Genomic DNA, 26,663 nt, shown 5'->3' with positions numbered 1-26,663 from the left:
GACTGATTCATCACTCAAAGGAGGCAATCTTGGCTAGTACGACCAATTCGGGGATCGAGAAGCGATCCATCGATATGGTGCCTGACGCCGAGCGTCACGGAACGCCACGTTCCCAGTTCACCCTGTGGTTCGGCGCCAACACTCAGATCACCGCGATCGTCGACGGGGCCCTGGCCGTCGTCTTCGGCGCCGACGCACTCTGGGCGATCATCGGCCTGCTCATCGGCAACATCATCGGCGGAATCGTCATGGCGCTCCACTCGGCGCAGGGCCCGCAGCTGGGACTGCCGCAGATGATCTCCTCACGTGCCCAGTTCGGCATCATCGGCGCGATCATTCCGCTCGTGCTCGTCGTCCTCATGTACATCGGCTTCGCGTCGACCGGCGCAGTCCTGTCCGGTCAAGCCGTCAACCTCATCATCGGTGCGCAGACCCCGTGGATCGGCATCGTCATCTTCGGCGCACTCACCGCCCTGGTGGCCCTGCTGGGATACAAGTACATCCACGTGCTCGGTCGGATCTCCTCGGTGACGGGCCTGCTCGGGTTCCTCTTCATCACCTACTGCGTGTTCACGAAGGTCGACGTTCCCGGGCTGATCTCGGGTTCGTCGTTCGCCTTCCCCGCCTTCCTCTCCGCGATCGCGCTGTCCGTGGGCTGGCAGCTGACCTACGGCCCGTATGTCGCGGACTACTCGCGGTATCTGCCGCGGTCGACCCCGTCGTCGAAGACCTTCTGGTTCACCTTCGGCGGATCGGTCATCGGATCGCAGTGGTCGATGACTCTCGGCGCGCTCATCGGTGCGGCCGCCATGACGGAGTCCGGCAACGAATTCGTCGAGAACCAGGTCGCCTACGTCGGTGACATCGTCGGCGGCGGCGTCTTCGCGCTCCTCATCTTCATCGTCATCCTGCTGGGCAAGCTCACCGTCAACACGCTGAACGCCTACGGTGCGTTCATGTGCACGCTGACGATCCTCACCTCCTTCGGCAACAGGGCGACGATCCGCCGCTGGACCCGCGCGGTCTTCGTCATCGGCATCGTCACCCTCACCGTGCTTGTGGCGCTGCTGGCGTCAGCTGACTTCCTCGCGAACTTCAAGAACTTCGTGCTCGCGCTGCTCATGGTGTTCACCCCCTGGAGCGTCATCAACCTCACCGACTATTACCTGATCTCGAAGGACCGCTTCGACATCCCCGCGTTCTACGACCGAGCCGGCCGCTACGGGGCATGGAACTGGCGTGCACTGCTCGCCTACGGCGTCGGCGTGATCATCCAGATCCCGTTCCTCGCGCAGTCGTTCTATACCGGCCCGCTGGTCGCGAAGCTCGGCGGCGCAGACATCTCGTGGCTCGTGGGCATCGTCGTCACCTTCGTCCTCTACTTCGTGCTCATCCGCAACCACGGAGTCGCCCCGAAGGAGACGATCTACCCCAGCCTCGAGGAACTCGAGCGCACGTGAGCCCCACCCTCACCGAGGCGGCCCCGCCCTATCCGGGCAGCTGACCTCGGCGGGTGATTCCACTCCTCCAACGGCCGTCGGTCGGCAGCGTGTTTCGCTGCCGACCCGCGGTCGTCGTCATGTTCCCTGCGGGTGGATCCTCCTCGAGATTTGCATTGCGATCGAGGCGGATCCACCCGCAGGAGACATCAACGGCTCACACCGTGCAGGGAATCGGTCACCGCAAGCTCACTCCAGCCGAAAGGCCACGTCTCGCTCACAACGAGCACTTCATCAGCGCCAAACCAACCCTGAATGCGCAGTTCATGCATTCATGTTGCGCACATCACGCAATCGGTGGCACACTTGCATGAGCCGTGCCGACGGGGCCGTCGTGCTCTGATTCGCCCCGAGGCACCGGCACGATCAATGGACAGATCCACCTCCGTGCAAGGAAGCCGAGTATGACCGCGCAGAACATCGACCGGGACGATCGCACAGGCGCCGAAGCCGCCGTCGACCCCTACCACCTCGACCCCAAGGACGTGCTCGAACCGCCCACGACCTTTGCGGGCAAGCTCAAGTACCTCGGTCCCGGTCTTGTCATCTCGGCCGCAGTCATCGGCTCCGGCGAACTCATCACCACCACGGCTCTCGGTGCCAAGGCCGGCTTCGTCCTCCTCTGGCTCGTCATCATCTCCACCGCGGTCAAGGTCTGGGTCCAGCTCGAGCTCGCGCAGTGGACCATCCTCTCCGGTAAGCCCGCGCTCGAAGGCTACGGCCACGTCGGTCCCCGCCTCATCGGGCGTGCCGGCTGGATCAACCTGCTGTGGATCCTCATGGACTTCGCGAAGGTCCTCCAGCGCGGCGGCATCATCGGCGGTGCCGTCGCTGCACTGAGCATCATGCTGCCTGTCTTCGGCGAGCCGCTCTCGACTCCGTCTCTCGTCTTCTGGACGGTCGTCTCGCTCGCGGTCGTCATCGCCCTGCTCGTGACGAACAAGTACAGCATCGTCGAGAAGTTCTCCGTCGGTGCGGTCATCATCTTCACGGTCTCCACTGTCGGACTCGCAGTATCGCTGCCCTTCACCGACTTCGCCTACACCTCGGCGGACGTCATGAGCGGACTGACCTTCGCCATTCCCGCCGGCACGCTGGGCTTCGCGGTCGCGATGTTCGGCATCACCGGCGTCGGCGCCGACGAGATGACGACCTACACCTACTGGTGCCTCGAAAAGGGCTATGCCCGCTACACCGGCCCGAACGACGGCACCGAGGAACGCGCCCGCCGCGCCCGCGGCTGGATCTCGGTGATGCGCACGGATGTGCTCGTCTCCTGGATCGTCTCGACCGTGTGCACGATGTCCTTCTACGTCATCGGCGCGGCTATCCTCCACCCGCAGAACCTCGTGCCCGAGGGCAACGACATGATCACCACGCTGTCGTCGATGTACTCCTCGACGATGGGCGAAGCCGGCCATTGGATCTTCCTCATCGGTGCGTTCGCCGTCCTCTTCTCGACCTTCATCGCGTCGACCGCGAGCGTGCCCCGGCTGTGGACGAACACGGTGTCCATCCTCGGCGTCTTCGATTGGGAGAACACCCTCACCCGTGGCCGCATCATCCGTGTGCTCACCGTGGTCTTCCCGATCATCTGGGCGCTGAGTTACCTCATCATCCAGTCCCCGGTGATCATGGTCCAGATCGGCGGGGTGGCCAGCGGCGTCTTCCTCGTCGCCGTCGTCATCGCCGTCTGGTACCTTCGCTCCCGAGAGGTGCCGGCCGAGTTCAAGTCCAACCACTTCTTCACGGTGATGCTCGTCTTCGCCTCCCTGGCGATCGGTCTGCTGGGCATCTACACCGTGTTCGAGACCTTCGGAATCGAGATCGGAGCCTGATGCGCCTCACCGTCCTCACCCCGTCCTTCGGCAAGTATTCGCAGCGACCGAGTGCGCGATCCGCGCAACTCGGCCTCGACCTCGACTACCGGACCGAGAATCATCCCAAGACCGGCCAGCACCTCATCGAGGCGATCTCCGGCGCCGAGGCGGTCATCGTCGGTCTCGATCGGATCGACTCCGAGGTGCTCGCCGCCTGCCCCGACCTCAAGGTCGTCGCGAAGCACGGAGCCGGGGTCGACAATATCGACTTGGACGCCGCCGCTGCTGCCGGAGTCAGGGTCGTCAACACTCCCGGAGCGAATGCCGAGTCCGTCGCCGACCTCACGCTCGGACTCCTCATCATGGGCGCCCGCCGGATCCGCGCGGCCGAGGATTCTCTGCGCGCCGGTGAGTGGGGCGTGTTCTTCGGTTCGCAGCTGAGCGGCAAACGCCTCGGCATCCTCGGCTTCGGCCGCATCGGACGGGAGGTCGCAAAGCGTGCCGCAGGATTCGGCCTGAGCATCGCTGCGTACGATCCGTACGTCCCGGATGAGGCCATCGCCGAGGCAGGGGCCGAGCCCCAGAACCTCGCCGAGGTGGTCGCAAGGTCCGATTTCCTCACCCTCCACCTGCCCGGTGGCGACGAGCCGCTGCTCGATGCCGAGCTTCTCGCCACGATGCCCAAGGGCGCCGGGCTCATCAACGCGGCCCGTGGCGGGCTCGTCGACGAGGCAGCTCTGGCCACGGCTCTTGAGTCCGGGAGGCTGTCATTCGCCGCCCTGGACGCCTTCGCCACGGAACCGCCGGCGGCGGACGATCCACTGCTCTCTGCGCCGAATCTCATCGCCACCCCGCACATCGGCGCGTACTCCGATATAGCGAACGAGAACATGGGCACGTGGGCCGTCGAAGACGTCGTCCGGGTGCTGCAGGGCGAGGAACCGCGCTTCTCGGTGGTCTGATTCGCCAAGCACCACCGTCGCCATAGACAGAGCGGCATCGTAGACAAGAGGGGCTGCACCGATCGGTGCAGCCCCTTCGACATCCAGTGAGCTTCAAGCCGGTCTCGCTGTAGAGTTCATCCCGGCCGAAACCATACCCTCGGATGGATCAGTGGAATGCTTGGACAATGGTGCCAAGTCCCTCGATTGTACTGGTTAGTCTATCGCCAGGGGATAGGAATTCTTTCGGGTCCCGCCCGAAACCGACGCCGTCCGGAGTTCCCGTGAAAATCAAGTCCCCCGTTCTGAGTTCGATGACTGAAGAGATGTGTTCGATGAGAGTGGGAATATCGAAAATGAGATGCTCGGTCGAACCTTGCTGAAGTATCACGTCACCGCGTCGGCAGTCCATCCTTACGCCGAGGGAGACATCGATCTCATCTGCTGTTGTAATCCAGGGCCCTACTGGCGCAAACCCTTCGTACGACTTTCCCAGTGAAAACTGAGGCGAGTTGGAGGCGGCGAATTGAAGTTCTCGGCACGATAAGTCCTGGCCTACTGCATAGCCTGCTATGTGCTCCCACGCTTCTTGCTTTCCGATATTACGACCGCCTTGCCCAATGACCGCTACGAGTTCCACTTCCCAGTCGACCATTGCTGAAGGCAATTTAACTTTGTGCGAGGCACCTGTCAGCGACGAACTGAACTTGGTGAAAATTGCAGGCGACTCGGGTACTGAGATGTTTACCTCGTCAGCATGATCCTGGTAATTCATTCCGATAGCCAGAATCTGCGTGGGGTCTGGCAATGGGGTCTGCAACTGTAAGAAGTCGACTGTTTCCCCCCGAGTCTTCCAGTCGGCCTCCTCCGACCACACCTGCAACTCGTCCAGCCTGGGAAGTAACGCTTTCACGTCGGACGAAAATTCGCCCCCTGAAAGCGCCTCAATATCCGCAGCGCGCAGTTCGTTTCCGGAATCATCGATCAGATGTGCTTTGCCATCTATTCGTGCAATTTTCAAAGGAGGTCCTTCCATAAAGTAAAGAGTCAAGCAGCTTTTCGAAATCGGCATAGATGCTGGTCAGAGTGAAACTCCGCTGAAGCCCCGCGAGAGTTGGAATCCCGTATTTGGCCGGCCCTTAGTCACACATGAATAAGTACCGGCGTATGCTCCAAGACTCCGTTCGATGATCAGCTCTGAGTCGTGACGGGTGTTTCCAGTGAGGATGTGGTCAAAGAGCGAGTCTTGACTTGATTGGTCTGAGAATTGCAGGGTCGGTAGGAAACGATGAGGCTGCAGCGGACGCAGATGGGCCAGTGCCATGAACACCTGCGCACCGGCCGCGCCCATCCCAGTTGATGCTTCCGCCCAGTCGTCGGTACTCATCTGCATAATGTGAAGCCCTGAGTCCTCGGGCCGTGCTCCATATTCGAGCGTCGGGGATACGTCAACCAGCCCAAGCGGTTCGAGGAACTCTGATTGAAGCAAAAGCGCATCTGATTCGGCGATAATCATGGTCATCCCCAGACCTGCCAGTAGTTCCACAGTTTTCGACATCGTTCTGGCCGCGTAGTCCGTCAGACCAGAGTTGGAGCTCCCCACCCCAATAGTCGTAAGGCCATGCCCTCGCGATTCTTCTCTCGAATCGTGTGCGGTCGGTGCGTCATTGATCCCAATGCGTGCATCGATAAGAGACTGAACGATGTTTGTCACTGCCTCGATGCCACCCGACCGCTGAATACTAGCCCACCCGAATCGAGAAGTATCTATGCCTCGTTTCCGTAACTGCGCTGAGAAGAAGTCGTTATGAGTCTTTTCGCAACCGTGTTCAAGGAATACTGCGTAGTCAATCTCGCTGTGGTCGGCATATCCGACCATCGTCCTTGCATAGAGGTCCTCTGCTTCGCCACCCGAGACTCCACATCCTTCAGTATGTGGAAGTGCAATGACCTCCCATTGGCTGGATAACTCTCCGGAAACTGCACGACCAGCAATCTGTTCGGCAACTTGTCCGGAGCATAGACTCGTCGGCAGGATTGCAATCCTGCGAAGATCACGTACCTTGTTCGGCAGTTTGTTCGCAACTGCGCCACGATTCGCAAATGCTGGCCCCGTCCTGACAGCCTGCAGCGGTCGCCGCCCCGCGCTGTTGTCTGATTCGTGCCAGTCGCGCCAAATCTGCACCTGAGACTGGCCGGTAAGTTCTCCCTTGCTCCGCGTCCCGGAAGCCACAGTCAGCGTATGCTCGTACAGCTCTTCAACAGCTTCTTGGAACGGCTTGCCATCCATCAATGAACCAGCGTTGAAATCCATATCACTCTCAAGCAGTTCAAATCGCTCTGTTGTTGTGACAATTTTGATGGTAGGAACAAATGGGAAGTTTGTGATCGATCCATTTCCGGTGGTGAATAGAATTAGGTTGGCTCCGGCCGCGACCTGTCCGGCAATGCTTTCGAGGTCATTTCCTGGACTATCCATGAAGCAGTACCCCACTCGATCCATTTGTTCGCCATAACCGATGACATAGTCGAGAGTCGTATCGTGATCCTTCTTACGGCCAGCACCCAGCGACTTCAACGTGATGTTGTAAAGACCGCGATAGATGTTGCCTCCAGATACGTTTCCTTCAGCAGTCTGCCCGTGCCGTCGGGCATAAGACTTGAAAGCGTTCTGCTTTCCAAGAAATGCTCCTATGACGGAATCGTCACTCACCTTCGCCAGGACGTGCTGTTCTGCGCCGATAAGCTCGTCAGTCTCAGCGAGGTTCGCTATTCCGCCTTCCTGCACGATTCGTTCCACAGCACTACCAAGAAGCGGGTTCGCAGTGACTCCCGAAAACGCGTCCGAGCCACCACACTGTAATCCCAGCTTGAGGGCCGACATCGGCGCCTTCCCGGGCCTCACGCGTCGCGCACGATCTACCAGTGGCGCTGCAATCCTCTGCAATGCGGCAATATCCGAACCTTCCTCGGATCCTGCGTTGAAAAAGCGGATGCTGCTTGACAGATGTCGAGACCCCATTCTCTGCAATTCCGCCAGCACATCTTCGTTCCTAATGGCCGAGTCTTCAGAGTTCACGAAGATCGCCGAGGCGAGATTCGAATTGACCGCGAACCCCGCCAATGTGCGCAGGAGAAGGGCACGATTGTTGATGGAGGTAGTCGAACCGCCTTCGGTGTGTACTACCGGGACGACACCGTGGAAATCGTCAGTCGTTTCGAATTCTTCGCTTATAGCTTGCGTTGCAGAAAGGACGAGGTTTCGGGAGAGCGAACTGACTCCGATAAGAGCTACGTAGTTACGGGTCCCCCAGCCTCTGCTGTTGCTTCTAAAATAGCCGGAGAACGTTGGCGGATTCGAAACGCCTTCCCGAGTGGGAAAGTACGTATGCGGTTCTGGTATGAACTGTTCAACCGTCGTATCCCGGTCGGTGAAATTGACCGTCAGTCCATCAGGGTAATCTTGTGGGTCACGAAGTTCTAGCACTTCCCGCATCTTCGAGTTGCACAGATAGTCCCCGACAGCCAGATCTCGCGTGGCGTAGCCGAAAGCGTACGTCCACGAGTTCACTTCCGATCCCGCGGGAATTGGCTTGACAGCAAAACGGTGACCCTTCGGAATCGTTGTCGAAATGTCTACCGCTTGCCCAGCGACTTCGAGCGTTTCGCCTGCGAGAATCTTCTCAGTCGTGATTGCCACATTGTCGGATTTGTCCGGAAGCAAGTATCTGATCTTCACTTGCAATCTCCTTTCAGATGTTCTGAATTCTTGGTCGCGCTCGGGGACTCACGTTTCGTCGGAGTTCACTGGTTCAGTGGCAGGCGTCGCTTGTCCGATTGAGTCATACTCCGGGTATTCGTTCTTCGGATCTATTCCACGCTTCATTTGCCATCTGTACACAAGAGTCGTCAGTATCGGCGTGAGGATCGCGGTTGTCACCATGGCTCCCGCGACCTGTGTAGTCGCAACTGCGGCAATATCCGCGTAGCTCGGATCGACAGTCGCAACGACCGCTGGCGTTGCTACAGCATTACCAGCGGTAGACGACTCTGCAGCTCCGGAGATGAGGTTCCTTCTCTCTTTCGGGGTCCGTTTAACACGGTGGATGATGTGAAGGAACAACATCGCTCCGCCTCCCGAGAGAACCACGGTGAGAACTCCCAAAAGGACTCCGGGCGGGCCCGCCGACACGATGTCTTTGAAGTCGATACCGGCGCCGAGCGGAAACGCAAAGAACGGAATGAGCAGGCTCTCACCGGGCTTAAGGAAATCTCGGATCCGCTCATCTAAGTTCCCCAGCAGGAATCCGAGGAGTATCGGGACGATCACGGAAACCAGAGCGATCAGTGGGACGTCCGCCATTCCAGCAGCGCCAAGTACCACGAGCGTGAAAAACGGACCGTCGTTGAGCGCAATGATAGGGAATGTTCCACGATCAGTCTTATTCCCAAACTCCGTAGTCAGCGCGGCAAATAGGCCACCATTTGAATTGATCATGGCAGCAATGATTGCGAGCGGCGTAAGAGTCCATAGCGTGCCATCTGGCGCAAAGAATCCGACCGCCAATCCCACGGCTACACCAGCGGCGATTTTCCCTAGGAGAATCGCGAATCCCTTCTGCAGGACTGGGCCAGTCGACCTTACGGTCAACTGGGACCCCATAATAAAGAGATACACCCCGATGACTGCATTGGCGCCGTCTTTGAAAGCGGCTTGAGTGAATCCACCTATTTCAAGTACTTGTGGAAACAACGTATTTATCGTTGCTCCGAGCAACAACGGAATGATCATCAATCCGCCTGGAATCTTGCTCGCATATTTCAGAATATTCATCTTGTCTCCTTTGACATGTGAAGGGGTCGAAAACTTTTGAAATGAAAGACGAGTCGCTATTCACGCGGAAGTTGTGAGTGAACACATGCTCTTTTCTCAGCGCGGGTGTGTGCGGGCCTATCTGCACGACAAGCACATACCGAGGAAGCACACGTCACCAGAGTCCTGACAGTTTGAGCCAATGAAGCCGTCGTTGGACTCAATTGAGCCGTTCGCATATCAGGATATGAACCGGAGGCTGAGAGCCATGTTGATCGCGGATGGAACTAAAGCTGGCTTGTAGTCTGGGTCTATGCTTCGCATGACCGACGTCGCAGTTCGCCCGTAATGCTCTGCAACTTGTTCAGCTACGCGAGCAGCGTCGCCCGCGCTAAAAGATTCGAAGATTGCACTGTGGTCTCGTGAACTCTGCGACCAATTCACATCAGAATCGGTCAGGTAGATATGCCGGTACCTCTCTGCGTGATCGAAATGCCGAGAAATGCTCGTGTCATATCGCGCGTGAAGTCCCTGCGCCATCGAAAGATGAAAGCGTCGATGGGCGACACTCCAAGCGTCGATATCGTCGTCTTGAATCGCCTGGAACATCATTTCGAGGTCCCGCTCAGAACGGTGACGGTCCTGGTCCGAGACTTGTTTGGTGGCGTGAAACACTGCGAGTGACTCTTGCTGAATGCGCATTGCGTACAAAGCATCCAAATCAGCAGGGTCGACCTGCGAAATTGTCACCCTCTTGTTCGCTTCTACTTTCGCAAGCCCCTCATGCTGAAGCAATCGGAGCGCCTCGCGAAGCGGTGTTCTACTCACCCCAAGCTCGTCAGCGAGTTTGACTTGGCTAATTGAAGAATTGGCGGGTATGCGGTTTGTGATAATTCCTTCTCGGAGGCGCGCATGTGCATACTCAACCAGTCGTCGACTCTCACCAGGTGCAGCCAGATCCCGCGTCATAGTTTCAACCCTTCAGTCCAAACCCGTCAACCGTCTCAAGTGTATACACTTACTCTATGAATCGGAAGTATACGTCCCGTTTTTGTCCAGTTTCGCCATTATCAGCATATGCTCTTTCGAGAACTGCATACACTTACGTGTATGGTCGGGGTGGCCCCCGAGCGCCGACCGCACCAACTGCGATCTAAGGGGCTGCACCGATCGGTGCAGCCCCTTATCTCATGCCCGCGATGCGCGCCTCAGGCCAGGCCGCGCTCCACATCGGCGGCGACCGTCGCGGCGACCTGCTTCTTCGCCTCGTCCGAGAGCGCATTAAACGGCGCCCGCGCCGGACCGAGGCCGAATCCGCGCTCGTTCGCGGCAGCCTTGACCACTGTGTTCGGGTTGCCGAGTGCCAGGCAGTTGCGGATCGGGCGGATGCTGTCCTGTGCGGAGCGCGCAGCATCGATGTCCCCGGCGACGAACAGGTCATAGATCGAGGCCATGGTCTCCGGATAGATGTTCGCGATGCCGCTGATCCCTCCGGCACCGCCGGCCAGCAGGGTCCAGAGGATGAGGGAGTCATTGCCGGAAATGACGTCGAAGGTCTCGCGATCGGTGCGCTCGAGGTACTGCAGAATCGTGTCGAAGTTCCCGCTCGAGTCCTTGACCGCGGTGATGTTGTCCACGGCTGCGAGCTTTTCGAGCGTCGCCGGTGCCACGGCATTGCCGGTCCGCGCAGGAATGTTGTAGACGATGACCGGAACGTCGACGGAGTCGGCCACGGCCCGGAAGTGATTCTCGATCTCGACCTGCGAGGCGGCCGCGAAGTACGGGGTGATGATCGACAGCGCGTCGGCACCGGCCGCAGCGGCATCGGCGGCGATCGCGATGGTCTCCCGGGTCGTTGCGGCACCGGCACCGATGACGACGGGGACGGCGCCGGCCACCTCGTCGATGACGATCAGCGCGGCTTCGGCACGCTCGGCCGCGGACTGGGCGTAGAACTCACCGTTCGTGCCGAGGGCGAAGATGCCGTGGACTCCGGCGGTGAGCTGACGGCGGACATGGGCGCGCAGGGCCGCCTCGGCGATGTTCTCGTCTTCGTCGAACGGAGTGGCGGTGGCGGCGAGGATGCCTCGGGTGGCTGTCATGGTGGTTCCCTCTCAGGTGGTGGAGTGGTTGATCGGCGACGGGTCAGCGGTTGTACTTCGGCTGGGAGCCGCGGACTTCGGCGGTGGCGTCATCGACGGCGGTGAGCACATCGGCCGGCAGCGGGCCTTTGGCGATCGCGGCGATATTGCCCTCAAGCTGGGAGACTCGGCTGGCTCCGAGCAGCAGGGCGGAGATTCCGGGCGCCTCGGCAACCCAGCGCAGGGCGAGCTCGGCCTGCGGGATCCCGGAATCGTCGGCCACGGCGGCAAAGGCCTCGACCGCGGCGAGGACGGAGTCGGAGAGGTAGCGCTGCGAGTACATCTCTGCCAGCACGGATCCCGAGAAACGATCCCCCGTTCCATCGGTCGACGGGCGGCGGGCCAGCAGGCCCCCGGCCAGCGGGTTGTAGGCCATCGTTGCGATGCCGTGGGACTGTCCACATTCGAGCCATTCGTCCTCGATCCGGCGGGCCAGGACGCTGTAGACGTTCTGCGCTACGACGGGGCGCGGCGCGCCCGCGCGCTCGGCGGCGGCGATGACGTCGACGGCCTGCCAGGCGGCGAAGTTCGAGAAGCCCAGCGCGGTGATCTTGCCTTCGGCGCGCAGGGCGGCGATGGTCTCGAGCGTCTCGTCGAGCGAGGCCGCACGGTCGGGCTGGTGGAGATAGAAGAGGTCGATCGACTCGACGTCGAGGCGGCGCAGGGACCCTTCGACGCTCGCGCGCAGTCCCGCTGCGGACAGCGGCGAATGCTCGCCGGCATCGGCGTGGGGCATGCCTGCCTTCGTCGCGAGCACGATCCGGTCCCGGTGCTTCTTCACCAGCGGCGAGATGAGGCTCTCCGTCGTCGACTTCGCATATCCGTTGGCGGTGTCGATGCCGGTGATCCCGGCCGCAACGGCGGCTTCGAAGACCTCGTGCGCTGCCGCTTCGGTCACGGTGTCGCCGAATGTCATCGTGCCGAGCACCAGCCGGGACAGGGGGACGGAGACTCCGTCGAGCGTGATGGTCGAGTCTGTGGTCAAGGGAGTCTCCTCGTTGAGTGGGGCAGATCGTCGATACACCGATCTTCCCATTTGTGCGTGGATCGTGCAACAACTTGCGCATTTCGCGCACACATGTCAGTGTAGAGGGTGTTCAGCCGGACCGGACGCAAAGGAGTGCCATGTCAGCAGGCGAATCCGGTGTCCTGGTCATTGCCGACGATCTCAGCGGCGCTGCCGAGGTCGCCGCCACACTCGATCCGGGCACCCCGATCGTGCTCACCTCGTCGAGTGCAGAGTCCGCGACCGGCACAGATGACACCATCACCGAGGCGAACCCCGGCACAGATGACACCATCGCCGAGGAGAACGCCGGCGCGGATGACACCATCATCGAGGCGAACGCCGGCTCAGAATCCGATCGATCTTTCGCCGAGGCGGCCGACACAGATCCCCGGGACCTCGTCGTCGATCTCGACTGCCGTTATCTGCCGGCGGAGTCGGCCGGCGCCCGCACTGCAGCTGCACTTCGTGACTTCGGTTCGCCCCGCAGCACACTCATCAAGGTCGATTCCCTGCTCCGCGGCAATATCCGCGCCGCGCTCACTGCGGCCCTCGACCACGCGGGCGGCCCCGTGATCTTCGCTCCGGCGCTTCCGCAGCAGGCCCGCACGGTCGTCGGCGGAGTGCCCTTCGACAACGGAATTCGGCTCAGCAGCACCCGCGCCTGGAGCCTCGAGGACGGCAGCGCACCGGAGGCACTATCGGATCTGTGCCCCGTCCCCGCCCGCCATTTGGGCCTCGGCGAACTGCGGTCACTGCCCGGCACCGATGCTGCCGACGTCTTCGCCGACGTCGTTGACAGCCGCAGTTCGGACGCCGCTGACAGCCGCGACGCCGCTGACAGCGCGGACGCCAGTATCGACGCCGCGAATGCCGGCGTCGGTGGCGAGCGCCTCATCACCGCCGATGCCGAGACGATGGAGGATCTCACCCGTATCGTCGCTCTCGCCGAGGCGACCTCGGCCGTCCTCGTCGGCACTTCCGCACTCGCGCGCGCCTTGGCCGAGCGTCGAAGAGGCGGACTCACTGCACCAAGCGACGCATCTGCCCTGGCCGATGCGGGTGACACAGCAGCTGAACGGCCCGCCCCGTCATCGTTGCCGCGCACGCCCACACGGGTCCTCACTCTCCTCGGCACCGCTGCGGAGAGGATCGAGACGCAGATCGTTCACCTGCGTGACCACTCGGACACTCGAGTGCTCGACTTCCCCGCCACCGAGGTAACCGCTTGGGCCGACGACCCCTACCGTCTTGACGATTCCGCCGCACGCGTACGCGAGGCCCTGACCGAGTCCCACCTCGTCGTCCGACTCACCGACACGGGAGCCTCCGTCGACCCTCGGCCGCTGCCGGGCTTCCTCGCCGAACTCGCCACCCGTGCACTGTCCGGATTCGGGCCCGTCGCCCTTGCTGCCGCCGGCGGAGAGACGGCACGCGCCGTGTTCGACCGCCTCGGCGTGCACAGGATCGAAACGATCCGCGAGATCCACCCGGGTGCGGTGCTGTCCACGGTCAGGACCGCCTCGGCGAACATTGCCGACGATGTCGACCTCGCCGCCGTCGTCACTCGGCCCGGCGGCCAGGGCGGACCCGATTCCCTCACCCTCATCCACTCGGCTCTGACCACCGGTGAGCCCACCACGACCACCGCGGCCACCGTCGCGAACCACGAAGGAGAGTCAATGAACGCGCTTCCCACAGTCGCAGTGACCATGGGCGACGGGGCCGGCGTCGGCCCCGAGATCTGCATCGCCGCCTGCCTCGACCCCTCGGTGCTCGCGGTCGCAGCCCCCGTCGTCATCGGGGATGCCGCACGGCTCGAGCAGGCCGCGCAGGTGCTCGGCACCGCGGTCGAGATCCGCCGAGTCGACTCCCCCTCTGAGGCCGAACACGTGCCCGGCGTCATCAACGTCATCGACCTCGCCCTTCTTCCGGGCGATCTGCCCTGGGGCGAACTCTCCCCCGTCGCGGGAGATGCCGCGTTCCGCTACATCGAACGCGCCTCGCAGCTGGCCATGTCCGGTGAGGTGCAGGCGATCTGCACGGCGCCGCTCAACAAGGAGGCCCTCCACTCCGCCGGGCACAAGTACCCCGGGCACACCGAGATGCTCGCCTCGCTCACCGACACCGAGGAGGTCTCGATGATGCTCTCCTCCCCCAAGCTGCGCGTCATCCACGTGACCACCCACATCGGACTCATCGATGCCGTGGCGAAGATCGAGCCCGGCCTCGTCGAACGCACCGTCCGCCGCGGCCACGACGCACTCATCCGGGCCGGACTGGAACGGCCGCATATCGGCGTCTGCGCGATCAACCCGCACGCCGGTGAGAACGGGCTCTTCGGCTACGGCGAAGAGGAGGAGAAGATCACTCCGGCGATCACGAAGCTGCAGGCCGACGGCATCGACGCCGTCGGGCCGCTGTCCGCCGACACCGCCTTCTTCCTCGCCGGCCGCGGTGACTACGACCTCATCGTCGCGATGTACCACGACCAGGGGCACGGACCCATCAAGGTCCTCGGCATCGATGCCGGCGTCAACATCACCGTCGGCCTGCCGGTCATCCGCACCTCGGTCGATCACGGCACCGCCTTCGACATCGCCGGCACCGGCAAGGTCGACACCGAGTCGATGAGTGAGGCGATGCGTCAGGCCGCGGCTCTCGCCGTCGTCTGAGCCGCCTCTGCCGTCGGCCCGTTCTCAGCCTCGATGCGCGGTCAGGACCGCCCCTGACCAGCCCCTGCGCCGAGGATGTTCTGCGCAGTTCGCGCGAGTCTGAGTTCGCGAACCGCCCCATCACCGAGGCGGCTCTGCGCAATCCGCGCGAGAATCCGCGATACAGTGGCGATCAACGACTACCGATCAGGAGTGTGATGAACGCAGGCGAACGTCGCGAGGAGATCCTTCAGCTCGTCCGGACGCAGGGCGAGATGAGTGTCGAGTCCCTGTCGGAGATGCTCGGGGTCACCGCGTCGACGATCCGTCGCGACCTCGCCAAGCTCACCGACTCGGGAGAGTTGGCACGCACCTACGGCGGCGTGATCGCCGTCCCCTCAGAGTCCGAGACCACGCTGGCCGAACGCTCCCACGAAGCCCCCGAGGTGAAACGGGCCATCGGCTCCTGGTGCGCCCGGCAGGTCCCTGCCGGTTCGCATGTGCTCCTCGACGCCGGCACGACGACCGCGCAGGTCGCCCGTGCGCTCCGGGATACCGCCCCTCTGTCCGTGGTGTCCTCCGGCCTGACTTCCCTGCAGCAGATGGCCGACCTAGAGGACGTGGAGTTCACGCTCCTCGGCGGTCGTTACCGCCCCGTCAGCCAGGGCTTCATCGGCCCCATCACCGAGGCGGGGCTGGAGAAATTCACGTTCGACTTCGCCTTCCTCGGCGCCGATGCCGTCACCGCCGAGGACGGAGTGTGCGAGGCTCTGCCCGAACAGGTTCGCCTCAAAGAGCTGATGAGCCGCCGCGCCACCCACGTCTTCGTTCTCGCCCATGCCGAGAAGCTCGGCCAGCGGCCCTTCCACGCCTGGGCCGACCTCGGCAACGGCTGGACTCTCGTCACCGACGATTCGGCCGATCCGGCGCAGATCACACCGTTCGAAGACCGCGGTATCACCGTCGTCCGTGTCGACCAGATGGGCAACGCCGTGCAGAGCTGACGGCACGAGGACGTGAAGAGGCCCCGGGACTCAGCCCCAGAGCTTGCAGTCGGTGTGGACCTGATCCTCGACTCCGGAGATCCACTCCTCGTCGAAGACGACATGTCGGATCGCCCGGCGGGAGCTGAAGGCGTAGACGACGTGGATGACCCCGTCGGCGTCGACGATGCCGTGCGGGTACTCCTGACGGCGATTGCTGCGCAGATTGCCCTCACCGGAGAATCCGTCACCGGGCTCGATGACTCGACGCACGGGCCAGGTGCGGCCCTCATCGTTCGACACCGCGATGACGATCCGCAGCCGTTCGTACGGCCAGACCACCTCGCCGGGTTCCGTGGCGACCTGGTGCTCGTTCGAGACGAGAGCGAGCATGCCCGAGGGCAGACGGAATGCGCTGAGCCCGGCATTGTTGTTCGGCACCTCGGTGGCTTCGGGCACCGACCAGGTCTCTCCGCCGTCCTCGGATCGGCTGAGGTAGACCCAGTCGGCGAAGCGTGAGCGGAAGAGGCTGACGAGTCGTCCCGTCTCGAGCTCGACGATGTTCGGGTGGACCCGACCGGCTGCCTCGGGGAATTCGACCTGTCTCCAGGTCGATCCCTGATCCGCGGAGATCTGGACGACCGGTTGGTCGGAGCCGTTCTTCGAATCATCGTCGAAGCACAGCCACTGAGTGTGCGCCCAGGTCCCACCCTCAAGCACCTGGATGGGCTGTCGGCAGAACGTTCCTTCGCAGTCGAAGAGCGTCTCCGGTTCGCTCCAGCTCGCTCCGTCGTCGGTCGAACGGATCACCTTGACCACGGAGGTGTGCTGGAGGTTGAAGGTCTCGGGGACCCCGGACTGCCGCGACAGCTGGGAGGTATAGACGAGCCAGATCGTCCCGTCGGGGGCTGCGAAGAGACCGGGGTTCTGATCCGATCGGATCTCATCGTGGGTCACCGCCGCCGAGGCGGTCCATCGTCCCGTATCGACGTCGAACCGGGAGACGAGGATGTCGATGTCCTTGTTGCCCTCATCGCTGCCGCCGAACCAGGCGGCCAGCAGACCACCGCCGGGCAGGGACAGGATCGACGGCGCGTGATTCGAGCGCCGATCAGTCGGGATCACCGCGGCCGCGGAACCATCGTCCTCGAAGAACCGGAGCCTGCCGTCAGACGACGGTGCGGGAACTCGTTCGAGTGCGGGCTGGGACAGCAGTGTCATGGGTGTCTCCTCCATGTCTTGGCAACGGAATCAGGGTACTTAACTCGGCGGGATCGCTCGCACGGCAGGGGTGGGCCGCCTCGGCGAGGGAATCCCCGGACCGACGGTCCGACTCATCATCCGAACGCGGTCTGGAACATCGCGGGGATCTGCATGGCGATCTGGACGCCGACGACGATGGCGATGATGCCGAGGAGAAGCAGCAGTCCGGTCTGCCATTTCCGATTGACCGCGTAGGAGTGCATGTGCTTCTTCCGGGAGGTCAGCAGCAGGATGCAGACGACGATGATCGGGAGGCTGAGCACGGTGGAGATCGCGGTGCCGACGATGTTGAGCGAGATGAGATCCGGGGCGCCGGGGATCGTCGAGGCCAGGGGCAGGACGATGAAGACGATCGCCTGGATCCACCGGAAGGCGGGGTTCTCCTCGTCGCGGCCGAGGAACTTCCGCATCGACGGCACGGTGTGGTTGATGCCGTTGATGGCCAGCTGCGAGAAACCGCGCGACTGCGGCGGGAAGCTCGTCATCGCGGCGAAGAAGATGCACATCCATAGCAGATACGGACCGACCGGGCCGACGGCGACCGAGAGCATGTGGGAGAGGTCGAATTCGTCGGCGATGGAGAAGCCGGGGTGGGCGGCGCTGAATTCGGCGGCGACGATCCAGAACAGCAGGTTGATGATGAGCAGCGGGGCCATGCCGGCGATGAGGTCGAACTGCTGGATCTTCCGATACTTCGGTCCGACCCAGCCCTTGTCGCGCATGAAGCCCGAATAGAGAAGGTTGGGCATGTTGCCGGCGATCGTGCCGATGGTCGCCGAGGCGATGACGATGGGGGCGAACGCCGAGGTGTTCTGCTCCTTCGGGATCTCGAAGGCCATGCCCTGGACGAAGCCGGCGATGTCGAAGGTCCCGATCTTGATGAGCGCGTAGACGAAGGCGATGATCATCGCGACAGAGGCGAAACGGGCGAAGTATTCGAGGACGACGAACTGCTTGCGCAGCATGACCAGCGACAGAGTGAGCGCGACGATGATGATCGCGCAGAAGAAACGGCCCCAGCTGCCTCCCCACTCACCGCCGGTGAGTTCGTGGAGTCCGACGGCCGCGGCGAGGAGGAAGGTGGCCTGAGTGATGAAGCCGGCGATGAGGACGACCGCGGCCATGATCCCCGGCAGCACCGGCGACAGGCGGGCGAATCCGTCGAGGATCTGTGTGTCCCCGTGCTTGTTCATCAGCGTGTACTTCGCGATGGACGAGATGATGAACGTGCGGGCGACGAGAGAGAGGATGAGCGTCCACAGCAGCGCATACCCGTAGGAGGCGCCGGAGACGGAGGAGCTGACGAGGTCGCCGGTGCCCAGGAAGGACATGGCCAGCACGAGGCCGGGCCCGACCGAAGTGACGAGACCGAGACCGCGCGGCAGCGGATTCTGCGCGGGCATCGAAGAGACAGAGCTGCGTTTCACGCTATGGACATCGGCGGCCATGGCTGCACTCCCATGTGTAGATGGACATCTGAGCGATTGCCCGATGAATGATGCAAGGATTGATCCGTGTCATCACCGTGCGCAATCTTCGTAAAGACTAGCCCATACATGCGTGTTGTGCGCAATCAATTTCGCAAAAAAGATGCTTGATTGTTCGTTCTGCGCATAGAATAGGTGATCAGAACGCGCAATCTGCGCCGTACGGCTGCAGTGTCGCAAGCGGAAGAAGTCGCCTGACCAGCGGCCCGCAGATGTCCGACCGCGGCGCCCACAGCAGAGGAATGAGGAATCGATGGAGATCGTCCAGTACCTGATCATCGGGATCGTGGTGCTGGGTTCAGCCTGCCTGCAGGGCTCCATCGGATTCGGCCTCGGCATGATCACCGCACCAGTGCTCGCGCTCCTGCGCCCCGACCTGCTGCCGTCCGCCCTGCTGCTGCTGGCTACCCTCACCTCATTCACGGCGTTCGCCCGCGAACGTCAGGACGTCGACTGGAAGCTCGTCGGCTGGGGCGCCCTCGGACGGCTGCCCGGCATCGCCATCGGCACCGCCGCCGTGGTGATGTTGCCGGATTCCGGGCTGTCTCTGATGCTCGCGATCACCGTCCTCGCCGGCGCCGCATTCAGCCTTGTCGGCTGGTCACCGGCGGCCTCGAACCGCAATATGTTCGTCGCGTCATCGGTCTCGGGAATCTTCGGCACGGCCACGAGCATCGGCGGACCACCGATCAGTCTCATCATGCGCTCGCTCGATCCGTCATCGATGCGCTCGACGATGAGCGCCTACTTCACCCTCGGCAGCATCCTGTCCCTGACGGGACTGACCATCGGCGGCGAAGTCGGCACCAGACACCTCATCGCGGCGGCGGTCCTGCTGCCGTTCATGCTCATCGGACTGTGGCTGTCGAACTTCGTCATCCGACGCGCCGACCGTCGACTCCTCTACCGCCTCGCTGTCGGCTCGTCGATCGTCGGCGCGCTCCTCGTCATCGTCGAAGTCGTTCGCTCTCATCTCGCCTGATCAGTCCCGACCTGACCAGCCCCGACCAACCCCGACCCCGCACGACCAGCCCCAACCAGACCCGAGCTGACCTGCCCCGACCAGCCCCGAGCTGACCGACCTGACCTGAGCACGCCGCAGAACACATCCGCCACTTAACTACCACTCAGTTCTACTATCAAGTAATGTGTGTGGTGCCCGTCACAATCAGGACGTCCAACGGTGAACACTCTGGCCGACGGCACCCCGTCACCACACTGACCTCACCGTCACGGTGCACTCCACCGCGATCTGCACCGGCACTACTGTCCCGCACCTTCTCAATGCCGAGAGACAAGGCAGAACAGGACCACCGCCTATGAGCACGCCAACCACAGCACTGCCGACCACCTCCCCACACGGGCCTCGTCGTCGCCTCCAGGCCCTGAGCGCCGCAGCCGTCGTCGGCCTCGCACTCACGTTGTGCACGACCACCGCGCCGGCCCAGGCCACCGAACTCGTTCCGCAGACCGATGCCGAGGCCGAACAGTTCCTCGACGACCGTGCGGCAGAGGATCCGAGCGCACTCGACCGTGAATCCGTCCCCGAGGGCATCAGCGTCGAGCAGGCGAAGAAAGCCGTCGAGAAGACCGACGAGCTCACGCCCGCCGACGTCGAATATGCAGCCGCGCAGGAAGACCTGCCGGCATCAGGAGTCCCCGGAGACTTCTATGAGACCCCGGACTCGCTGCCGAGCGAGGACGGAACAGTGCTCAAGCAGGCCGACTCGGAGTTCTACCTCGACCCGGTGAAACTCATCAAACATGACGCGAAGTCGACGGTCTTCATGTACAAGACCACTGATGAGAAGGGCCAGGCCCGAGCCGCGACCGCCACCCTGCTCACTCCGAACGGCGCGAGCGGCCATGCCGAAGATGCCGTCGTCATCTCGCCGGGCACTCAGGGCGTCGCCGACAAATGCGCTCCCAGCCGTCAGCTGGGCATGGGAACCGAGTACGAGGGGATCTCCGTCGCCTCGGCCCTAGCCGCGAAGCACCCTGTCGTCGTCGTCGACTACATGGGCCTCGGCACCGAGGGCACTCACCACTTCGTCAATCGCATCGAAGAGGGTCGGTCGGTCCTCGATGCGGCACGTGCCGTCCAGCAGGTCGATGGCAGCGAGATCGATGAGGGCACCAAACTCCAACTGCGCGGCTACTCGCAGGGCGGTCATGCCACGACTGCTGCCCTGGAACTCCAGAAGGAGTGGGCACCCGAGCTCAACATCGCCTCGGCTTCAGCCGGCGCAGTGCCGGTCGATCTGCATAAGACGGTGTCCGGGCTCTCGAGCGTCTACACGGCATTCGCGCTCTACGGTGTCGTCGGGTTCGCCGAGCAGGCCGACATCGATACAAACGACTTCCTCAACGAGAAAGGGCAGAAGATGGTGGCCGAAACAGCGGACAAGTGCACCGTCGAAGCCCTGCTCTCGACAGCCTTCACGGATGGAAAGTCGCTGACGAAGAACGGCGAGTCATTCACCGACATCATCGACGAGCACTTCACCGACATCGTTGACCGGCAGCGGCTGGGCAAGGCCGCGGTGCCGGATGTTCCGCTGCTGGTCAACCACAGCCGCCTCGACGACGTCATCTCGTTCGATCAAGGCAAGGACCTCGCCTCGGCGTGGTGCCGAGCCGGCCACAAGGTGGCGTTCGAGGACAACCTCGGGCCCACGCATGTCGGCGGCTACGTCGCCGCGCTGCCGCGCATCGAGACCTTCACCACCCGCACCTTCTCGGGCAAGGCTTCGCTCGACAGCTGCTGGAGGCTGTGACCTCCCACCTCACCGAGGCGGCCCGCCCGGTTGGGGAGCCCATACGCCAGAGGCGGTCCACCCTGAACGGGGTGGGCCGCCTCGACGATATGCACAGGGTTGGGCGGTGCCGGTGACGGTCACATGACGTAGGAGAGGATCATCGAGACGAGGGTCGCGACGACGACGGAGTTGAAGGCGAAGGCGACGATGACGTTCGTGCGCACCAATCGCCAGGCTTTCCGCGACACCGCTCGGCCGGGGAGCGCGGCCGTCATCGTCGATGACAGCACGGAGAAGGTGAGGTAGTCACCGAACTCGCGTGGGCCTTCCATCTCGAATTCGAGCTGACGAGCGTCGGGGCTGCCGCCGCCGCTGAGGTCGAGACGCATGAACTCGAGTGCGAACGAGTACACGAGCACCGCCCACGAGGCGATGACATTCGCGATGCCGAGCGCCGCAGAGATACCGATGCTGGCGCTCGAGCCAGAGGTGACGAGGAAGATGTTGAAGATGAATGCGAGGTAGGCAGCCATGGTCGCCCAGGACACTGCTCCGCCCATCCCGAACCACTTCGACCACCATCGTCGGCGGTTCGCCACTGACCACCGGGAGTGGACGATGAGTTCGGTCTCGTCGAGGTCTCTCAGTCCCGCGTGGGTCCACAGCAGATAGGTCAGCGCGAAGAGCGGCCAGAAGACGAGGAAGAGGTTGATGACCTCGTGCGGCAGGGCCAGCGATGCAGCCATGCTCGGGCCGGAGCCCAGCGGATCGAAGTCGAATCCGAACACGAGGATGCCGCTGACGATGAGCGCAGGGACTCCCGCGATATTTGCGCGCGAGTCGCCGGAGAGAGTGAGCATCTGACTGTGCGTGGGTCTCATCGGCCCGGCTCCGGTTCGTTAGACGCGGCGGCTGTTCGAGTTCAGCCTAGTCGAGGGTGGACTCGACTCGTCCGATCTCCGAATCGGACCGGCGGCACCGAGTCAGACCAGGCATCCCCGAGTCAATCGAACTGATCCTCAAGTCACACCGGCCACGGGTCTAGTCAGACCAGCCGCGAAGCGAAAGCAAGCAGGTCGCGGTCGCCGCCGGGGCGGCCGACCAGCTGCACCGCCTGCGGCCCTTCGCTGGCTCCGACCCCGGGCAGCGGGATCGTCAATGCCGGCCAGCCGAGAACGTTGAATGGCATCGAATAGCGCATGAACTTCGCCGCCGTCCCGGAGTCGATCTCGTCCCAGCGGATCACTGGACCGTCGATGGCTGGGGTGAGCAGGAAATCAGTGCCGCCGAATACCGTGAGCGACCGTTTCCGCAAGTCTGCGAGCGCTTCCACCTGCTTCCGGTATTCGGTCTCGCCGAGGTCTCTGCCGGCCTCGATCTTCTTGGCCACCCCTGGCTGGTAGTCCGCTGAGTGCTCGGCGTACAGGTCTGCGTGGACCTCGTACGCCTCATAGAGGCGGATGAAGTCGTAGATCGGTGCAAGATCGTCGAGGAGCTTGTCGACGACTCCCCCATTCGCCGACGTGACCGTGAGGTCCGGTGCCGGCATGAGCAGGTCTCTCGCCCGAGCGTCGTCGTCAGCGAAGAGACTGACATCGATCGTCCGTGCTCCGCTGCCTGTCAGGCCTGGCACCGCACCTGGGCCAGGCGCCTTGCCGGAATCGTCGCCCGCGATCACGTCGAAAGCCGTGGTCAGCACGCCGAGGTCGGAGGCGAAGAGTCCGACGGTGTCGAAGCTCTGCGAGAGCGGGAAGACTCCGTCGACGGGCACGACGCCGAAGGTCGGTTTGAACCCGAGCACGCCTTGGCAGGCCGCCGGCACGCGCACGGACCCGGCCGTGTCGGTGCCCAGAGCCAACGGCACCACCCTGGCGGCAACGAGTGCGGCCGATCCGGAGCTCGACCCGGCGGTGCACAGTGCCGCATCGACAGGATTGACGACGCGGCCGAAGGCCGACTCGTCGCCGAGGATTCCGTAGGAGTACTCCTGGCAGTTCGTCTTCGCCACAGGGATCGCGCCTGCCGCTTCGAGTCGGTCGACGACCGGCGCCGAGTTAGCAGCCGGGGCATCGCTGCGCACGTTCGATCCCATCGTCGTCGGGTATCCGACCAAGTCGATGACGTCTTTGATCGCGAAGGGAATCCCCTCCAATCGCCGAGACGGCTGACCGGAATCGCGGCGGTCGTTCGATTCCGCGGTGAGGGCATTCGCGCGGTCGACGGTCATCGCTGTGACAGCGTTGAACTGCGTTCCGGCCCGCTCCACCTCGGCGAGGGTCTGCTCATCCATCCGATGAGCCTATCCGAACCGTCGACGCCAGCCCCGTCCACGGGCACAGAGCTTCGATGGCGGCTGCCACGTCGAAGGCGCGGGTGTCGTCATAGGGGTGGGCGATGACCTGGACGCCGGTGGGGATGCCGCAGTCGGCCATGCCGGAGGGAACGTTGACGATCGGCACGCGGTTGCAGATGTTGAACGGCATCGTCATATGCGCCTGCCAATAGTGGTCGAGTCGCACGCCGTCGCTTTCGCCGGAGTCGGACGCACCGTCCGCCCCGAATGCATGTGCCGCTTCGCGACCGACGCCGTCGGCGCCGATCGTGATCCCGTCGAGGTAGCTGGCTCCGGCCTCCAAACCCGCCACCGCCGAGGTGGGCGCCAAGAGCACATCGAAGCCGTCCATCGCTGACGCCAGCTCCGCCTGGATCTGCGCTTCCATGGCGAGCCCGTCGAAGAGCGAACGGCGTGCGGCGACCGCTTCCGCATCGGCCATGAACCGCACCGTGTACTCGGCCAGAGTGTGTTCATGGCCGCGAGTGGCCGCGCGCATCGCAGGGGCGAGGAGGCTGCCGAAGTGAGTGAACGCGGTCTCGAAGATCCGCTCGGCCGTCCACGGCAGTTCGATCTCCTCGACATGCGCTCCGGCCGATTCCAGCGCCGAGGCGACCGCCCGGGTATTCGCCTCGATGTCCTTCCCGACGGGGAAGTCTCCCAAGCGCACGCACAGCGCGACCCTGCGTCCGCGGAGTCGATCGACCGCCTCGGCGGGGTCGAAGTCATCGAGGAACCCGGGCGAGGCGATGGTCGCGTGATCGCTCGGATCGACCCCGACCATGACCTTGGCGAGCAGCGCGGCATCGGCGACGGTGCGCGCCATCGGCCCGTCCCCGCGGTACCAGTCCGCGGCCAGAGGCTGAGCGCCGGGGATCCGGCCGTAGGGAGCTTTGTACCCGACGGTGCCGGTGAAGGCGGCGGGCAGCCTCGTCGATCCGGCGATGTCCGAGGCCGTGGCCAGGGGCGCGAACCCGGCTGCCAACGCAGCACCGGACCCGCCGGAGGACCCGCCCGGAGAGAGGTCCGGGTTCCACGGATTGCGGGTCACGCCCCACATCGGCGAGTGCGTGATCGTCGCGCAGCTGAACTCCGGAGAGGTCGCTCGGGCGTGGACGAATCCGCCGGCGGCGCGGATGCGGGCGATGATCGCGGCGTCATGGTCGGCGACGGTGTCCCGTTCGTGCAGCAGCCCTTGAGTGAGGCCGCGGCCGGCGAGCGCGTGCTTCTCCTTGGCGATCACGGGAAGTCCGAGCAATGGCCGGAAGACGGCCGCCGCGGCGAGGTCATCGCTGGTGGCGTTCGCGTAGAAGTCCTCGGCTTCCCGCGCCGAGGTGACCGCCTCCTCGACGACTTCGATGACCGCATTGATGCGCTCATCCTCGGCGGTGATGCGGCCGATGAAGGAGGTCAGGTAGTCGACTGGGGAGAGTTCCTTGGACCGGAAGGCGGCGAGCGCCTCGGTGGCGGACAGGGTCCAGGGTTCGGTGCTGGGTGCGGTGCTGGGTTCGGTGGCGGTCGTGGTGCGGGCATTGAGGTGCGGGGCGGCGCTGGAGCGCGGGGTATCGGTGCTCATGCGCGCGCCTCGGCGATGGACGAACCGACCCAGACGGCACCGTCGCGGACATCGGCGAGCTCACCGCGGACGAGTTCACCGGCCACCGAAGTGAGCACGCGGACGCCGCGAAGCATGTCCTCATCGGTGGTGAACTCGCGCTCGCAATGGGAGACGCCGTCGACGCTGGGAACGAACATCATCACGGCGGGCACGCGGTGATTCATCGCCACGGAATCGTGGCCGGCCATCGTCTCCAAGCGTCGGATGCTCAGGCCCTCGTTGGCCACGGCCTTCTCGGCGAGTTCGACGCCTTCGGTCGGGAAATGGCGCTTGTCGCGGATGTCGAAGTCGTCGACGTTGATGGTGATGTCGTGGCTGCGGGCGATCTCGGCGATCTGCGTCTTCAGCGAGTTGCGGGCGGCTTGGACGATGGCAGGATCGGAGGAGCGGAGGTCGGCGACCATATGGACACGGCGGGGCACGACGATCGGCGAGTTCGGTTCGACGACGTGCTGGCCGACCGAGGAGACGAGGGCTTCTTCCTCGAACTCGTCGACCACCTCGGCGACGGCGAGGACGACCTTGGCCGCGGCGACGAGCGCGTCGTGGCGGTCGGCCATGGCTGTGGCCCCGGTGTGGGACTGTTCGCCGAGGACGTCGATGTCGAGCTTCTGCGTGTACCAGCTGGACTCGACGACGCCGATGTCCGTGGCTTCGCGTTCGAGGATTCGGCCCTGTTCGATGTGGATCTCGGCGTAGGTGATCGCCTCGGGCGGGGTGTCGGTGCCGGCATAGCCGATGGCGCCCAGCGCCTCGGCGACGGTGGTGCCTTCGAGGTCGGCGACAGCGAGCATCTCGTCGAGGTCGAAGAGACCGGCGTAGACGGAGCTGCCCATGATCGACGGGGCGAAGCGACCGCCCTCTTCGTTGAACCAGTTGACGACTGCGAGGTTGAAGGCGGGCTTCAGTCCAGATTCCGCGAGCTCCTCTTTGATGCGCAGGGCCGCGAAGAGGGCGGCGATGACTCCATAGGCTCCGTCGAATCGACCGCCGAGCGGCTGCGAGTCGAGGTGGGAACCGATGAGGACGTACGGGGCTTCGGGAACGAGCTCGAGGCACGCGAACATGTTCCCGATGGCGTCGACGCGCACGCCGAAGCCTTTGTCCGTCGCCCAGCCGCGCATCCAGTCACGCGTCTGCTTGTCCTCCGGCGTCAGCGCCTGCCGATCGACGCCGTTGTTGTCGGTGGCACCGATGGTGGCGACGAAGTGGAAGTCTGCGAGGAAGGCCGCGTCGGAGGATGGGGATGCGGACGACGGGGCGGCGTCGGGCGACGGGGGTGCCTGATGGTTCATTGGTTATCGCTGCTTTCCTGTGGGTGGGATGTGGTTTGCAAAGGTCTAGGGC

At 63.4% G+C, this 26,663-nt stretch carries 19 protein-coding genes; 7 read left to right on the top strand and 12 right to left on the bottom strand.

Annotated elements, in window-relative coordinates:
• Positions 1-29 precede the first annotated feature (29 nt).
• From ACSBQT_RS02935 to ACSBQT_RS02925, 3 genes are all read left to right on the top strand, one after another.
• Positions 30-1,460 carry a purine-cytosine permease family protein gene (locus tag ACSBQT_RS02935; protein ID WP_410709635.1) on the top strand — a complete coding sequence of 477 codons (1,431 nt, stop codon included), beginning with the start codon at positions 30-32 and terminating at the stop codon, positions 1,458-1,460.
• A gap of 443 nt (positions 1,461-1,903) precedes the next feature.
• Complete coding sequence (locus tag ACSBQT_RS02930) at positions 1,904-3,337, top strand: Nramp family divalent metal transporter (RefSeq protein ID WP_410709634.1); 1,434 nt, start codon at positions 1,904-1,906, stop codon at positions 3,335-3,337.
• Complete coding sequence (locus tag ACSBQT_RS02925) at positions 3,337-4,281, top strand: phosphoglycerate dehydrogenase (protein ID WP_410709633.1); 945 nt, start codon at positions 3,337-3,339, stop codon at positions 4,279-4,281. Before ACSBQT_RS02930 ends, ACSBQT_RS02925 begins: the two co-directional genes overlap by 1 nt.
• A 148-nt stretch (positions 4,282-4,429) precedes the next feature.
• On the opposite strand, the gene ACSBQT_RS02920 is transcribed toward ACSBQT_RS02925, so the two are convergent.
• The 6 genes from ACSBQT_RS02920 to ACSBQT_RS02895 all read right to left on the bottom strand — a co-directional run bounded on the left by ACSBQT_RS02920 (position 4,430) and on the right by ACSBQT_RS02895 (position 12,199).
• Positions 4,430-5,281 (bottom strand): fumarylacetoacetate hydrolase family protein, encoded by an 852-nt coding sequence (locus tag ACSBQT_RS02920; protein WP_410709632.1) that lies wholly within the window; start codon positions 5,279-5,281, stop codon positions 4,430-4,432.
• A 60-nt stretch (positions 5,282-5,341) separates the two neighbouring features.
• A complete protein-coding gene (locus tag ACSBQT_RS02915; protein ID WP_410709631.1) occupies positions 5,342-7,999 on the bottom strand; it encodes a UxaA family hydrolase in 2,658 nt (885 codons plus the stop codon).
• 48 nt (positions 8,000-8,047) lie between these two features.
• The gene (locus ACSBQT_RS02910; RefSeq protein WP_410709630.1) at positions 8,048-9,094 is read right to left on the bottom strand and encodes a 2-keto-3-deoxygluconate permease; all 1,047 of its coding nucleotides are present in this window, start codon (positions 9,092-9,094) and stop codon (positions 8,048-8,050) included.
• A 219-nt stretch (positions 9,095-9,313) separates the two neighbouring features.
• Positions 9,314-10,042 (bottom strand): GntR family transcriptional regulator, encoded by a 729-nt coding sequence (locus tag ACSBQT_RS02905; RefSeq protein WP_410709629.1) that lies wholly within the window; start codon positions 10,040-10,042, stop codon positions 9,314-9,316.
• A 239-nt stretch (positions 10,043-10,281) separates the two neighbouring features.
• Entirely contained in the window at positions 10,282-11,175 is an 894-nt protein-coding gene (locus tag ACSBQT_RS02900) for a dihydrodipicolinate synthase family protein (RefSeq protein ID WP_410709628.1), read from the bottom strand.
• Between the two features lie 43 nt (positions 11,176-11,218).
• The gene (locus ACSBQT_RS02895; RefSeq protein ID WP_410709627.1) at positions 11,219-12,199 is read right to left on the bottom strand and encodes an aldo/keto reductase; all 981 of its coding nucleotides are present in this window, start codon (positions 12,197-12,199) and stop codon (positions 11,219-11,221) included.
• A 140-nt stretch (positions 12,200-12,339) separates the two neighbouring features.
• On the opposite strand from ACSBQT_RS02895, the gene pdxA reads away from it, so the two are divergent.
• The gene (pdxA, locus tag ACSBQT_RS02890; protein ID WP_410709626.1) at positions 12,340-14,895 is read left to right on the top strand and encodes a 4-hydroxythreonine-4-phosphate dehydrogenase PdxA; all 2,556 of its coding nucleotides are present in this window, start codon (positions 12,340-12,342) and stop codon (positions 14,893-14,895) included.
• A 197-nt stretch (positions 14,896-15,092) separates the two neighbouring features.
• The gene (locus tag ACSBQT_RS02885) at positions 15,093-15,878 is read left to right on the top strand and encodes a DeoR/GlpR family DNA-binding transcription regulator (protein ID WP_370036029.1); all 786 of its coding nucleotides are present in this window, start codon (positions 15,093-15,095) and stop codon (positions 15,876-15,878) included.
• Positions 15,879-15,908: 30 nt separating this feature from the next.
• On the opposite strand, the gene ACSBQT_RS02880 is transcribed toward ACSBQT_RS02885, so the two are convergent.
• Together ACSBQT_RS02880 and ACSBQT_RS02875 are read right to left on the bottom strand one after the other, a co-directional pair.
• Complete coding sequence (locus tag ACSBQT_RS02880) at positions 15,909-17,078, bottom strand: sialidase family protein (RefSeq protein WP_410709625.1); 1,170 nt, start codon at positions 17,076-17,078, stop codon at positions 15,909-15,911.
• 116 nt (positions 17,079-17,194) lie between these two features.
• Entirely contained in the window at positions 17,195-18,547 is a 1,353-nt protein-coding gene (locus tag ACSBQT_RS02875) for an Nramp family divalent metal transporter (protein WP_370036025.1), read from the bottom strand.
• A 313-nt stretch (positions 18,548-18,860) separates the two neighbouring features.
• Between ACSBQT_RS02875 and ACSBQT_RS02870 the strand changes: the two genes are divergently transcribed.
• Positions 18,861-19,589 (top strand): sulfite exporter TauE/SafE family protein, encoded by a 729-nt coding sequence (locus tag ACSBQT_RS02870; protein WP_370036023.1) that lies wholly within the window; start codon positions 18,861-18,863, stop codon positions 19,587-19,589.
• A gap of 337 nt (positions 19,590-19,926) precedes the next feature.
• Positions 19,927-21,384 (top strand): lipase family protein, encoded by a 1,458-nt coding sequence (locus ACSBQT_RS02865; protein WP_435000807.1) that lies wholly within the window; start codon positions 19,927-19,929, stop codon positions 21,382-21,384.
• 119 nt (positions 21,385-21,503) lie between these two features.
• Here the strand turns inward: ACSBQT_RS02865 and ACSBQT_RS02860 are convergent, their stop codons facing one another.
• The 4 genes from ACSBQT_RS02860 to ACSBQT_RS02845 all read right to left on the bottom strand — a co-directional run bounded on the left by ACSBQT_RS02860 (position 21,504) and on the right by ACSBQT_RS02845 (position 26,611).
• Entirely contained in the window at positions 21,504-22,247 is a 744-nt protein-coding gene (locus ACSBQT_RS02860) for a DUF1345 domain-containing protein (protein WP_435000805.1), read from the bottom strand.
• Between the two features lie 164 nt (positions 22,248-22,411).
• Positions 22,412-23,656 carry an amidase gene (locus tag ACSBQT_RS02855; RefSeq protein ID WP_410709622.1) on the bottom strand — a complete coding sequence of 415 codons (1,245 nt, stop codon included), beginning with the start codon at positions 23,654-23,656 and terminating at the stop codon, positions 22,412-22,414.
• Complete coding sequence (locus ACSBQT_RS02850; protein WP_410709621.1) at positions 23,649-25,274, bottom strand: amidase; 1,626 nt, start codon at positions 25,272-25,274, stop codon at positions 23,649-23,651. Before ACSBQT_RS02850 ends, ACSBQT_RS02855 begins: the two co-directional genes overlap by 8 nt.
• On the bottom strand, positions 25,271-26,611 hold the full coding sequence (locus ACSBQT_RS02845) for a M20 family metallo-hydrolase (RefSeq protein WP_410709620.1): 1,341 nt from the start codon (positions 26,609-26,611) through the stop codon (positions 25,271-25,273). Before ACSBQT_RS02845 ends, ACSBQT_RS02850 begins: the two co-directional genes overlap by 4 nt.
• Positions 26,612-26,663: the final 52 nt, after the last annotated feature.

The organism is Brevibacterium sp. H602 (assembly GCF_051172395.1).
Lineage (GTDB): Bacteria > Actinomycetota > Actinomycetes > Actinomycetales > Brevibacteriaceae > Brevibacterium.
The sequence above is the reverse complement of the archived record's forward strand: the minus strand, read 5'-3'. Positions and strand labels throughout refer to the sequence as shown.